The organism is Bradyrhizobium sp. USDA 4538 (genome assembly GCF_024171045.1).
Classification (GTDB): Bacteria; Pseudomonadota; Alphaproteobacteria; order Rhizobiales; family Xanthobacteraceae; genus Bradyrhizobium; species Bradyrhizobium australafricanum.
The window spans coordinates 8,067,136-8,079,415 of record NZ_JALJZE010000001.1; the positions used below are offsets into that span (position 1 = coordinate 8,067,136).

A 12,280-nucleotide genomic window follows, 5' to 3' on the forward strand; every position below is an offset into this window, starting at 1 on the left:
TCATGAGCTTGCCGAAAGACGATGACGCCACCCTGTCGGTGCGGTGGAGCCAGGGCGTGCTGCTCAAGCGCGACGTGTTCTCGACCGTCGAGCGCGGCCGCTTCCGCGCCGCTGACGGCGAGGTCGACGGCGTGCTGCGCCGGCTCGATCAGGTGCCGTTCTGGTCGTTCGCCCTGGCGCTGCATCTGTTCTCCCGCGAGCGCCGCGCGCTGACCTTGGCGCGCGACCTCGACGTCGGGCCGAAGCTGTTGTGGGCCGGCCGTCGCGCGCTGGTCCGTGGCTTCATCGACGGCGCGGCGCTGCATCTGGCGAAGCCGCACGGCGACGTCGCCTATTTTCGTTCCGCCAAGGCCGCGTTGCGCAAGCTGCATCGCGCCGGCATCTGCCACAACGATCTCGCCAAGGAGCAGAACTGGCTGGTCGGCCGCGATGGCTGCGCCTACCTCACCGACTTCCAGCTTGCCGCCTGCTTCAAGACCCGCAGCCGACTGTTCCGCATCGCCGCCTATGAGGATCTGCGGCATCTGTTGAAGCACAAGCGCAGCTACGCGCCGGAGGCGTTGACGCCGAAAGAGCGCAAGGTGCTCGCAAAGAAGTCCGCGGTCGCCAGCATCTGGCTCAAGACCGGCAAGAAGGTCTATCAGGCGATCACGCGCGGCATCTTCAATTTCACCGACCGCGAAGGCGGCGGCCGGAGGCTGGTCAACGACGCCCCGGTATTGATCGATCTGATCCGCAAGAATCCGCAGGTGCGCGACACCGCGATCGTCGCCTTTGCCGACCGGCGCGTCGGCGTCGGACTCTACGCCTTCGTCGAGGCGGACCAGTCCGCGCTGGAAAAGACGCTACGCAACGAGCTTACCGCCGCCAGGGACGTCAAGCCGCCCGAACACATCCAGATCGTGCATGCGCTGCCGCGCGATGCCGCCGGCAAGCCGCGCACCGAAATCCTGCAGCTCGTCGCCATGAACCAGATCGACCTGATCGAACCGATGATGCGCAGCGACGCCGATCGCGAGTTCCTCAAGGACATCCTCGAGCAACGCAAGAATCTGCGCGACCGCTTCAATTTTGAAGTCGCCGAGATGGACCGGCCGGCAGGTTAGCGCGCGCTTGTCGGCGCGGGGCCCTCGACAAACGCGGCGCGAAGCTTCACTCTTTGCGAGGGGTAGCGCGCTCAAGGGACAAGTTTAATGCCACTCACCCGTGGCCGGATCGGGGGATACGATTCCGAACGACTGGCGTTCGGATTCACCATGATGAACGGCGACCAGGAAATCGAATGCCAGATCAGCGACGCCGCGTTGGACGAGCTGGCCGGCACGCGTGGAACGGCGAGCATGGCGCGGCAAGCCCAGTTCGTTGCGCTGCGCGACGCGGTCGAACAGATCGCATCCGACATCTATGACAGCGGCCCGATGGTCAAGGGCAGAACGATCCGGATCTTCACCAAGCACATCTCGAAGGAGCAGAGCTAGCGACCGAACTCCTCCGTGCGCGCGGCTCGCCACAACGTCCAGAGCGTGCGCAGGCGCGAAACCGGCTTCGGCAGGAACGGGTCGTAGTCGTCCCTCCTCGCCCGATTCAGCTCGCGCCTGACATGGGCGAGCGGCAGGAAGATCGGCCTCACGCCGGACGGGACATCCGCAAGCAGGCCGAATGCAGTCTTGAGATGGCCCTGAGCCTCGTCCGCAAGCTGATCGATCGCGGCACGGATGTTCGGCGTCACCTTGCCGGCGAACACCTCCTCCTTGCTGCCGCCGTTCTGCTGCAGCAGCTGTAGCGGCAGAAACAGCTGATGCCGTGAGGCGTCGCGGCCGAGCGAAGCGATGACCTGCGCCGTGCCCTGGGCAAGACCCGCATGACGGGCCAGATGATCGATCGCCTCCGACGGCCGCGCCACCACGCGCGTCGCCTGCGAGAACAACACTGAGGTCGTGGCGTCGAGATAGCCCTCGAGCGCGGCCAGCGACGGCATTGGGTCGTTGTAGAGATCGAACTGGTGCTCCTCGACCAGCCGCGAGAATGGCGAGACCGGCAGACGGTGATTGCGGATCGTGTGCAGCAGTTCTGCCGCGACCGGATTGCCCTCGACGCCGCCATGGCCCGCACCGGCCAGCATGTCGGTCCACCATTGCAGCCGCATCTCGCCGGGCAGCGGCTGGCTGACCTGCTCGTGCACGCGCGAGACCTCGATATTGAAGGCGTAGATCGCAAGCATCGCGCGCCGTTCCGGACCCGGCAGGAACAAGGTCGACGCGTAGCGCACGAAGTCATGGCTCCGCACCAGATCGGCGCAGAAGGCCGCGCCGTCCTTCGGCGCCTCCGTCGCGCTCATGGCACCGCGATCAGCGCCGCCGCGACGCGACGCCGCTCGCCCAGCATGATGTTGTAGGTGCGGATCGCAGGTCCCGTCTGCATCGGATCGAGCACCACCCGCACGGCCCGCAGGGCCTCGCGCAGGCCCTTCGGCGGGACCCAGACGTCGGTGCCGGTGCCGACGATCAGCGTGTCGATCGCATTGGCGGCCGCGAACACCTTTTGCAGCGAGTATTCGTCGATCTCCTGCGGCCTGGTGACCGGCCAGGCCCAGATCGAGTCAGGCAGGCACAAGAGCGAGCCGCGGTGCGACATATCGGCAAACGCGAAGCCGCCCTTGCCGTAGGCCTCGATCGGCGCCGACCTCGGAAGATGGGGAGCGTCCGAGGAGTTGCTCATGACCGGCTACTTCTTGGCTGCCGCCGTGTCCGGCTTCTTGGCCGGCGCGTCCTGCGCCGCCTCTCCACCCCGCGTGGTGTGAACACCGAGATAGATCAGGATCGGCGCCGCGATGAAAATCGAGGTGTAGGTGCCGACCAGCACCACGCCGAACATCATGACCGCGGTGAAGCTGTGGATCGCCTGGCCGCCGAACAGCAGCAGCGCGAGCAAAGCCAGCGTCACCGTGACGTGGGTGATGATCGAGCGCGACAGCGTCGAATTGATCGATTCGTTCAGCAGCTGCGGCATCGGCATCTTCTTGTAGCGCCGCAGCATCTCGCGGATACGGTCGTAGATGACGACGGTATCGTTGAGCGAATAACCGAGAATCGTCAGCAGCGCCGCGATGCTGGTGAGGTCGAAATCGACCTGGGTGATCGACATGAAGCCGATCGTGAGCACGATGTCGTGGACGTTGGCGATCATGGCGCCGAGCGCGAACTGCCATTCGAACCGGAACCAAAGGTAGATCAGGATGCCCATGATCGCGAACATCAGGCCGATCATGCCGTAGGCCAGCAGTTCGCCGGAGACGCGCGGTCCTACCACCTCGACGCGACGGTAATCGACGGATTCGCCGAGCGCGCCGCGCACTTTCGTCACCGCATCCTGCTGCGCCTTGTCGCCGCCGGGCTGCTCGGCGACGCGGATCAGGACTTCCGCCGGACCGCCGAACTGCTGAAGCTGCACCTCGCCGAGGCCAAGGCCGTTCAAGGTGGTGCGCATCGCGGCGATGTCGGCGGTGCCGGACTTGGCCTGCACCTCCAGCAGCGTGCCGCCCTTGAAGTCGATGCCGAAATTCAGGCCGTGGGTGAAGAACAGCGTGATGGCAAGGATCGAGAGCAGCGCCGAGATCGGGAAGCTGATGCGGCGAAAGCGGGTGAAATCGAAATGCGTGTCGTCCGGCACGATGCGCAGCGGCGGCAGCAGGCCGAGCGCCGCGACCACGGTCAACACGGCGATCAGGATGCCAAGGCCAATGAGAACGGTATGAGTCACAACAGGCCTCTCAGATCGGCACGGTTTGCGGCCGCTTCCACCGCACCCAGCCGGCGACGATCAGGCGCGTCAGGGTAAAGGCGGTGAACACCGTGGTGATGATGCCGATGCCGAGCGTCACGGCAAAGCCGCGGACCGGTCCGGTGCCGATGTAGAACAGCACGGCGGCGGCGATGAAGGTGGTGATGTTGGAGTCGAGGATGGTCGCCAATGCCCGCTTGAAGCCGGCGTCGATCGCCGAGATCGCGTTGCGGCCGCCGCGCAATTCCTCGCGGATGCGCTCGTAGATCAGCACGTTGGAGTCGACCGCGATGCCGACGGTCAGCACGATGCCGGCGATGCCCGGCAACGTCAGCGTGGCGTTGAGCAGCGACAGCAGTCCGAAAATCATGGCGACGTTGATCGCCACCGCGATGTTGGCGAACACGCCGAACAGCCGATAGGTGATCAGCATGAACACGATGACCAGGATCGAGCCGACATAGGCCGCGAGCTCGCCCTTCTCGATCGAGTCCTGCCCGAGGCCGGGACCGACGGTACGCTCTTCGATCACGGTCAGCGGCGCCGGCAGCGCGCCGGCACGCATCAGGATCGCCAGATCGTTGGCCGACTGCACGGTGAAGCTGCCGGAGATCTGGCCCTGTCCGCCGGTGATCGGTTCACGGATCACGGGTGCCGAGATCACCTTGTTGTCGAGCACGATCGCAAACGGTTGGCCGACGTTTTCGGCCGTCGCCTGGGCAAATTTGCGCGCTCCCGACGTATTGAACTTGAAGCTGACGATCGCCTCGCCGGTGCGCTGGTCAAAGCCTGGCTGCGCATCGGAGAGCTCGCCTCCGGAAACCAGGACCTGCTTCTTGACGACATACGGAACCGGCGGCGGTGACGCGCTCATCAAGAGTTCGGAGTCCGGCGGCAGGCGGCCCTGCTGGGCCTGGTCCGGCGACACCGAGCTGTCGACCATGCGGAATTCCATCTTCGCGGTCTTGCCGAGCAGCTCTTTCAGGCGGGTCGGGTCCTGCAGGCCCGGCACCTGGACCAGGATGCGGTCGGTGCCCTGACGCTGGATCACCGGCTCGACCGTGCCGAGCTCGTTGACGCGCCGTTCGACGATCTGGATCGATTGCTCGATGGTCTGCCGGATGCGCTCGGTGATCGCGGCCTGCGGGACCGTCAGACGGATCAGGCCGCCGCCGGCATCGGCAACCTCGAGGCTGCGCTGGCCGCTGGAGCCGAGCAGACCGCCGAGCGGTTGCGACAGCTCGCGGAGCTTCGACAGCGCCGTCGCCTGGTCGCCTTCCTTGGAGATGCGGACTTCCACCGCGTCGTTACGCGTGTTGAGCCCGGTGTAGCCGATCTTGGCTTCACGAAGCACCTTCCGGACATCGTCGCGGATCTGGTCGAGCTTCTCCTTCTTCACGTAGTTGGAGTCGACTTCGAGCAGCAGATAGGAGCCGCCCTGCAAATCGAGGCCGAGAACCAGGCGCCGCTGCGCCCAGGCCGGCCAGGTCTTCACCTGCGCTTCGGGGAAGAAATTGGGCACGGCGCACAGGCAGACCACCAGCGCTGTCAGGATAATCCCCAGCGCTCGCCACCGCGTGAAATACAACATCGAGTTGACCCGTCAGATTCCAAAAAGGCGCCGCGGCAATCAGCTCGCGGACGCCTCGTCCTTGGCGTCGCCCTTCGCCGGCTCACCCTTGGTACGCACACCCGAGATCATCTGGCGCATCTGGCGCACGCGAACGCCGTCCGAAATCTCGAACTCGATCTGGTCGTCGTCGACCACCTTGGTCACCTTGCCGACGAGGCCGCCCGAGGTCACCACGGTGTCGCCGCGGCGGATGTTCTTCACGAGGTCCGCATGGTCGCGCACCTTCTTCTGCTGCGGGCGCAGAATCAGGAAGTACATGATGACGAAGATCAGCGCGAATGGCAGCAGCGACATCAACATGCTGTTGGTGTCACCAGTCGCTCCAGCCTGGGCAAACGCAGGAGTAATCAGCATTCGGACGATCCTCGGATAAGACGGGAAAGAACCGGCAGCGCCCTCGGATTCGGGGCGGTATGGCGGTCCGGACAAATTCGCGCGGACTATAGCGGCCGCGGTCCCAATTGCAACGTTAACGGACCTTCATTTAGGGCGCTTGCGGGACCGCCGCCAGCCCGATAAGGCTGCGCCGTCAGGAACTGGACAAATGCCGAAAAAAGCCAAGAAAACGACCAGTAAAACAACCCGCAAAGCCACCCCCAAGGCTGCCGCCAAGCGCGCTGAAAACGCCGCGACAAAACGCCCGGTAACGGCGCTCGACGGCGCAGCGGCCGAGCGGATCGCGAACGCCCTGGAGGTCATCGCCAGCCGCCTCGCGGACGCCTCCCCGGCCCTCGATCCGGCCGAGACCTTCGGCGCCGCGGACGCCTTTGTCTGGCATCCGGACGGGCGCCTCGCCCCGGTGCCGCGCGTCAGCCGCGTCGAGATCGGCCTGCTCAAGGGCGTCGACCGGATGCGCGATATCCTGATGGAGAACACCGAGCGCTTCGCCGACGGCCTGCCCGCCAACAATGCGCTGCTCTGGGGCGCCCGCGGCATGGGCAAGTCGTCGCTGGTCAAGGCCACCCATGCCAGCATCAATCTCGACCGCAAGCCGGCCGACCGGCTGAAGCTGATCGAGATCCACCGCGAGGACATCGAGAGCCTGCCCGGCCTGATGGAGCTGCTGCGCAGCTCCTCCTTCCGCTTCATCGTGTTCTGCGACGACCTCTCGTTCGACGGCAACGATGCCTCATACAAGTCGCTGAAGGCCGTGCTGGAAGGCGGCATCGAGGGGCGCCCCGACAACGTCATCCTCTATGCGACCTCGAACCGGCGGCATCTGCTGGCGCGCGAGATGATCGAGAACGAACGCTCGACCGCGATCAATCCCGGCGAAGCGGTCGAGGAAAAGGTGTCGCTGTCGGACCGCTTCGGCCTCTGGCTCGGCTTCCACCGCTGCAGCCAGGACGAATACCTCGCGATGGTGAGGGGCTATTGTGACCATTACGGCATCAAGATCGCCGAGGACGAACTCGAGCGCGAGGCGCTCGAATGGTCGACCACCCGCGGCTCGCGCTCGGGCCGCGTCGCCTGGCAGTACACGCAGGAACTCGCAGGCCGGCTCGGCGTGCGGCTTAGTGGCAATTAACAGGAATGGGAGGCATAGCCCTCCCGCCATCGCCTGTGTAGCCCGGATGGAGCGCAGCGCAATCCGGGATCGGTGCACGCCGCGGGTGAGCTCCCGGATTTCGCTTCACTCCATCCGGGCTACGCGGCTGAGCGGCAAGTAATCGTCGCTGCAATCGTCAAAACAAAACGGGGGAGGCTTGCGCCTCCCCCGCTGTCTTTGTTGTGAGACTTGGAAGTCCCTTGAAGTCCCGACGCGTAGCTTACGCGCCGTTGAGGAACTGGAGCGGATCCACCGGCGACGATCCCTTGCGGATCTCGAAGTGGAGCTGCGGCGAGCCCGCCTCGCCGGACTGGCCCGACTTGGCAATCACCTGACCGCGCTTGATGGTATCGCCGCGCTTCACCAGGATTTCGCTCGCATGGGCGTAGGCGGTGACGTAGCCGTTGGAATGGCGGACCAGCACGAGATTGCCGTAGCCCTTCAGCTCATTGCCCGAATAGGCGACGACGCCGTCTTCGGCCGCTTTCACCGGCGTGCCCTCGGGCACCGCGACGTTGATGCCGTCATTGACCTTGCCGTTGGTCTTCGAGCCGTAGGCGGTGATGACCTTGCCGCGCACCGGCCAGCGGAAGGTCGGCAACGCGCCGGTGGCCTCGCTCGACTTGGTGACGACGGGCGCTTCAGCCGCAGCCGCCGGCTGTTCGACGGTCGCGGTCGGCTGGACCAGCCGCGCGCTCTGCTGCGGCAGCGCGGTTGCAACGACCTTCGGGGCTGCGACCGCCGGTGCTGGAGCCACGGCAGCAACCGGCGCGGCAGCAATGGGTTGCGCAACGGACGCGGGTGCGGCCATCGCCGTCTTGGCGCCGGGCACCACGAGCTTCATGCCGAGGCTCAGCCGGGCCGACTGGTCAAGATTGTTGGCGCGGGCGAGCTCGGCCACCGGGATGTGGTGCTGGCGCGCGATGCTGTGCAGCGTGTCGCCGCGATTGACATAGTGGACGCCGGCGGGCGCGGCTGCCACGGCGACAGGGCGCGTGGCCGGTGCGGCCATTGCTGGCGCCGCGGCCGACGCCGTCGGGCGCGGAATGACCAGCTGCTGGCCGGGCGACAGCGCGCGCGGTCCCTTGTAGCCGTTGGCGCGCAGGATCTCGGCGGTCGAGACGTTGTAGCGGCGTGCCAGCACTTCCAGCGTATCGCTGGTGCCGACGATGATGGTGGTGCCGTTGTGCCCGGCAGGGCCTGCGGCGACCGAATGCGGAACGGTGCCGGTGGATTCGATCTGCGGACGCGCGGGCGGCGGCGTGTAGGACGAGACCCCGCGCCCTCCTCCGGAGACGCCGGCATTGCCATTGGCGACCGGATAGGACTGCGGCGCCGCTGCGACCGGCGGCGGCAACGGCTGTGACTGGTATTGCGAATACTGCGGTTGCGTTCGCGGCCGCGCGTATTGCGGCAACTCGCGCGGCGGCGGCGCCTGCTGCACGGTGCCGGTCGGCTGCGGATCAAACGCAAACGGATTTTGCGAGTAGGAGTTTTGCGAGAAGCGCGACGACATATCGGCGCTGCAACCGGCAAAAGCCATGGACATCAGCGTCAGCACCGCAACCTGCGGTACGCGACGCGAGCGAAGCAACTCAACAACCCCAGACATGGTTACTCACTCGTACGCAACAAAAGACTGTTTTGAGTAAACACGTACCGAGTAAATAACCGCTTAACCCTGCGAATAAGGCGTTGGTGCCAAGCAGCAAATCGCCAAATTTACAATTCGCGCGCGATTCCCGGCAACGCCGGCACAAAGCGGACGTCGACCAATTCCTTGCGGTCGAAGCGGTTCTCGGTCCGCACCACGCGGACGAGGGTCTGGATACCCTGATGCGGCCCGACCGGGGCGATCAGGATGCCGCCGGGTTCGAGCCGCTCCAAGAGCTTCTCCGGGATCTGCTCCATCGCCGCGGTGACGATGATGCGGTCGAAGTCGCCTGCCCCGGCCGGAACGTCGAAACCGTCCCCGAGCAGCACCTCGATATTGTAATAACCCAGCTTTTCGAGGCGCTTGCGGGCGCCGTCGGCCAGCGTCCGGTAGCGCTCGATGGTCAGCACCTGCTTGCACAACCGGGACAGCACGGCCGCCTGATAGCCCGAGCCGGTGCCGATTTCGAGCACGCGATGGTCCTGCTGCAGTTTCAACTGCTCGGTCATGTAGGCCACGACGAAAGGCTGGCTGATGGTCTGCCCACAGGCGATAGCAAGCGCGCTGTCGCGATAGGCCTCGTTGCGATCGCGCGGATCGACGAAGACCTCGCGCGGCACCTCCTCCATCGTACGCAGCACCGCCTGATCGCTCACCCCACGCCGCCGCAGGGTCAGCTGAAACATCATCTTCTCGGTCGGATCGGGGTTCACGGCCATGTTCATCAGCGTCTCTGGGCGGCAGCGCGGAATCTTGCCCTCTAGTGTGCTGAATGCGAAGTTCGTGCGATTTCGCGGCAGCCACTTTCACGAACTTCGCATTCATAAAGCACACTAGAATCATAAGTTTGCTAGTGTCCTTATCGAATCCGAAGTTCGCTCCGAAGGTGCGGCAAATGATGCGAACTTCGGATTCGGGACACTAGATGCCATTGAAATCCGAAATACCGCGTTAAGGAAAAATTTCCCGTCGCGTTTTGTTCCCGGCCAGGAACCATCGCCAGATTTGGCATTGGCGCCGGCCCGGCTCCCTCACATATAATCGGCGGCGATGCGCAGTTAACGTCTGGGTGGCGCAGATCAGGGCGCTCGTAGGGTCAACACACCTCGTTGGCTGTTGGGCAAATCTTGCGCAGCAAAGCCCGCCAGCGCGATGCGGAAAACGCTGTGGCGCGCCGGAAAAGGACCAATTCCCGAACGTTTGCATTGCGCGCTGTAATGTTATTTGCGAGCCTGATTCAGGGAAGGGCAAGGATTCCATCATGACAGCGATACGGCCGGCGGGCTGTTCAGTTTTCCTCGTAGAGGACGAGGTCATGATCCGGATGATGGTCGCCGATATGCTGGAGGAACTCGGCCATAGCGTTGCGGCCGAGGCCGGCGAGATCGGCGAAGCGGTCAAGCTTGCGCAATCGACCGAATTCGACCTCGCGATCCTCGACGTCAACGTCAATGGCAAGGTGATCACCCCGGTCGCCGAACTGATCAACGCCCGCAACCGCCCCTTCATCTTCGCGACCGGCTATGGCTCGTCCGGCCTGCCTCCGGAGTATCGCGACCGTCCGGCGCTGCAAAAGCCCTTCCAGCTGGAAACGCTGGCCCAAGTGATCTCCAGCGCGATGAAGGGCGCGCCGGTCTAGCCGCAAGTTGCGCACGTAGCCCGGATGGAGCGAAGCGTAATCCGGGGACTTCACAATACGGGTCCCGGATTTCGCTTCGCTCCATCCGGGCTACAGATTCCCCGAGGATTACTTCAGCGTATCAATCAGCGTTTCCGAAAATGCTTCATCGGTGCGGTCGAGCCGCAGCGGTGTGACCGAGACGTAGCGCGCCGCAAGCGCGGCGAGATCGGTGCCTTCGGCCGGCGCATCCATCATCGCCGCGCGCTCGAAGCCGATCCAGAAATATGGATTGCCGCGTCCGTCGTGACGGCGATCGATCTTCAGGAACCCCTGATTGCGCTTGCCCTGCCGCGTGATCCGGATGCCCTTCACGTCATCGGGCATGCAGGACGGGAAGTTGACGTTGATGACGGTGTTTCTGGGGACGCCGGCGCCGATCACCTTGCGAATGATGTCGGGCCCGAATTTCAACGCGGTGTCCCACAGCGGCGCGTTGCGCGTCTCAATCGAGAATTCCTGCGACAGCGCGAATGACGGAAAGCCCAGAATGGTGCCTTCGAGCGCGCCGGCGATGGTGCCGGAATAGACCACGTCCTCGGCGACGTTGCGGCCCTTGTTGACGCCGCTCAGCACGAGATCGGGCAGCTTGTCTCCGAGAATGTGGCGCGCGCCCATGATGACGCAATCGGTCGGCGTGCCGCGCACCGCGAAGTGACGCGGGCTGACCTCGCGCAGACGCAGCGGATCGTTGAGCGACAGCGAATGCGAGACGCCGGACTGATCGAGCTCGGGGGCAACGATCCAGACGTCGTCGGACAACGCGCGTGCGATCTGCTCGACGACCTGCAGGCCTGGAGCATGGATGCCGTCATCATTGGTGCAGAGAATTCGCATCCGTCAAAGTGCCTTTTGTTCCGATTCGGCGCGGGTATCTTACGCTGCGGCTTCTTGAGTTGACTGCCGTCTTAACCGGCTAGGGCCGCGGAGGCAAACCTGGCGATGGCCCGCGCCATCGTGCCGACGTCACGCGCCATGGACGGACAAATCGCGCGCTGCCGGCGATCTTGCGCTCGAACACCGGCCAGGCTGCTCTGGCCGGCCGCCGAACAACCGCAATCACGGGCGTTGGCCGCGGCGCCTCTGGCACTTTGACCCGTGGGGTCTGACGCAGTTCGGCCCCGAGACCTCGGGACGCGACAGCTTCCGACCTTGGAGGCTCGGGCCTGGCAGGTTCAGGCTTGGCAGGTTCAGGCTTTGCTTCAACCTTGGGAGCTTCAGATTTGAGAGCTTCAACCTTGGGAGCTTCAACCTTGGGCGGCTCAACCCTCCGAGCTTCCGGCCTGGCCGGCTCAAGAGCAATTGGTGCGGTTTGGCGAGGCTCGGGCTCGGGAGGCTTCGGAAGCTCCGACGTGGGGAGCTCGGACTTCTTGATGGGATCGGCCGTGATGGAATCGGCCTTGATGGGATCAGCTTTGGCGGGCGCGGTCGTGAGCGACTCGGCCTTCGGAATTTCAAACGCGCGAGGCTCAGCCCTGGACGGTTCGGGGGCGACCCAAGCCGCTTGGGGGAGCTCGGACCTCGCCGGCTCGACCTTCCGAGGCTCAACCCTGAGCGGTTCGGGTTTGGGCGGCACCGGAGCGAGCGCTTCGCCCAGCGCCGTCGCAGCGGATTTCGATTTCAGCCTGGCCAGCAGCTCCTCGATCGAGGGCACCGATGTCGCGTCAAGCGGCGCGCGCGGCGCGGCCGGCGGCGTCGCCCGGACCGGCGGTGGCGGCGACCCAATCGGTGCAGGTGGTGACGGCAGATCTGCCGGCGCCAATTGGGCGAACTTGCCGCGCGCGATCTCCAGCGCCTTGTCGAAGTCGGGCCTGTCGATCCAGGCCTTCGATTGCACCTCGGTCACGCGCGCGTCCCACAGGCGCGCGGCCTCGATGTCGTAATAGCCCATCTGCTTCTGATTGATCAGCTGCAGACCGTGGCCCGTGACGGCCCATTGTCGACCTAGCCAGTGGATGTCACGGTGCAGCGGCATCACACTGGCCT

At 64.8% G+C, this 12,280-nt stretch carries 13 protein-coding genes; 4 read left to right on the forward strand and 9 right to left on the reverse strand.

Features of this window, described 5'->3' with window-relative positions; translation table 11 throughout:
- Positions 1-2 precede the first annotated feature (2 nt).
- The gene (locus J2R78_RS37175) at positions 3-1,106 is read left to right on the forward strand and encodes a serine/threonine protein kinase (RefSeq protein WP_253608695.1); all 1,104 of its coding nucleotides are present in this window, start codon (positions 3-5) and stop codon (positions 1,104-1,106) included.
- Positions 1,107-1,193: 87 nt separating this feature from the next.
- Positions 1,194-1,478: a DUF1488 family protein gene (locus tag J2R78_RS37180; protein ID WP_057018527.1), complete on the forward strand. Its 285-nt coding sequence runs from the start codon at positions 1,194-1,196 to the stop codon at positions 1,476-1,478.
- Here the strand turns inward: J2R78_RS37180 and J2R78_RS37185 are convergent.
- From J2R78_RS37185 to yajC, 5 genes are read right to left on the reverse strand one after another with little or no spacing between them, the layout of a single operon-like run.
- On the reverse strand, positions 1,475-2,338 hold the full coding sequence (locus tag J2R78_RS37185) for a phytoene/squalene synthase family protein (RefSeq protein WP_253608696.1): 864 nt from the start codon (positions 2,336-2,338) through the stop codon (positions 1,475-1,477). The genes J2R78_RS37180 and J2R78_RS37185 overlap by 4 nt on opposite strands.
- Positions 2,335-2,718, reverse strand: coding sequence for an Mth938-like domain-containing protein (locus tag J2R78_RS37190; protein ID WP_018271534.1), 384 nt, complete (start codon positions 2,716-2,718; stop codon positions 2,335-2,337). Before J2R78_RS37190 ends, J2R78_RS37185 begins: the two co-directional genes overlap by 4 nt.
- A gap of 6 nt (positions 2,719-2,724) precedes the next feature.
- Positions 2,725-3,759 (reverse strand): protein translocase subunit SecF, encoded by a 1,035-nt coding sequence (gene secF / locus J2R78_RS37195; protein ID WP_168858627.1) that lies wholly within the window; start codon positions 3,757-3,759, stop codon positions 2,725-2,727.
- Between the two features lie 10 nt (positions 3,760-3,769).
- Positions 3,770-5,371: a protein translocase subunit SecD gene (secD, locus tag J2R78_RS37200; protein ID WP_016846892.1), complete on the reverse strand. Its 1,602-nt coding sequence runs from the start codon at positions 5,369-5,371 to the stop codon at positions 3,770-3,772.
- Between the two features lie 39 nt (positions 5,372-5,410).
- Entirely contained in the window at positions 5,411-5,767 is a 357-nt protein-coding gene (yajC, locus tag J2R78_RS37205; protein ID WP_026192737.1) for a preprotein translocase subunit YajC, read from the reverse strand.
- A 190-nt stretch (positions 5,768-5,957) separates the two neighbouring features.
- Here yajC and J2R78_RS37210 point away from each other — a divergent pair, with 190 nt between their 5' ends.
- Entirely contained in the window at positions 5,958-6,941 is a 984-nt protein-coding gene (locus tag J2R78_RS37210; RefSeq protein ID WP_253608697.1) for an ATP-binding protein, read from the forward strand.
- A 241-nt stretch (positions 6,942-7,182) separates the two neighbouring features.
- Here J2R78_RS37210 and J2R78_RS37215 read toward each other — a convergent pair whose 3' ends face one another.
- Together J2R78_RS37215 and J2R78_RS37220 are read right to left on the reverse strand one after the other, a co-directional pair.
- Positions 7,183-8,574: a LysM peptidoglycan-binding domain-containing M23 family metallopeptidase gene (locus J2R78_RS37215; RefSeq protein ID WP_253608698.1), complete on the reverse strand. Its 1,392-nt coding sequence runs from the start codon at positions 8,572-8,574 to the stop codon at positions 7,183-7,185.
- A 110-nt stretch (positions 8,575-8,684) separates the two neighbouring features.
- Positions 8,685-9,341, reverse strand: a complete 657-nt coding sequence (locus J2R78_RS37220; protein WP_253608699.1) for a protein-L-isoaspartate(D-aspartate) O-methyltransferase — start codon at positions 9,339-9,341, stop codon at positions 8,685-8,687.
- A 536-nt stretch (positions 9,342-9,877) separates the two neighbouring features.
- Between J2R78_RS37220 and J2R78_RS37225 the strand changes: the two genes are divergently transcribed.
- Positions 9,878-10,255: a response regulator gene (locus J2R78_RS37225; RefSeq protein ID WP_026192734.1), complete on the forward strand. Its 378-nt coding sequence runs from the start codon at positions 9,878-9,880 to the stop codon at positions 10,253-10,255.
- Between the two features lie 108 nt (positions 10,256-10,363).
- On the opposite strand, the gene surE is transcribed toward J2R78_RS37225, so the two are convergent.
- On the reverse strand, positions 10,364-11,131 hold the full coding sequence (gene surE, locus J2R78_RS37230; protein WP_028332131.1) for a 5'/3'-nucleotidase SurE: 768 nt from the start codon (positions 11,129-11,131) through the stop codon (positions 10,364-10,366).
- 79 nt (positions 11,132-11,210) lie between these two features.
- Complete coding sequence (locus J2R78_RS37235) at positions 11,211-12,269, reverse strand: hypothetical protein (RefSeq protein WP_253608700.1); 1,059 nt, start codon at positions 12,267-12,269, stop codon at positions 11,211-11,213.
- Positions 12,270-12,280: the final 11 nt, after the last annotated feature.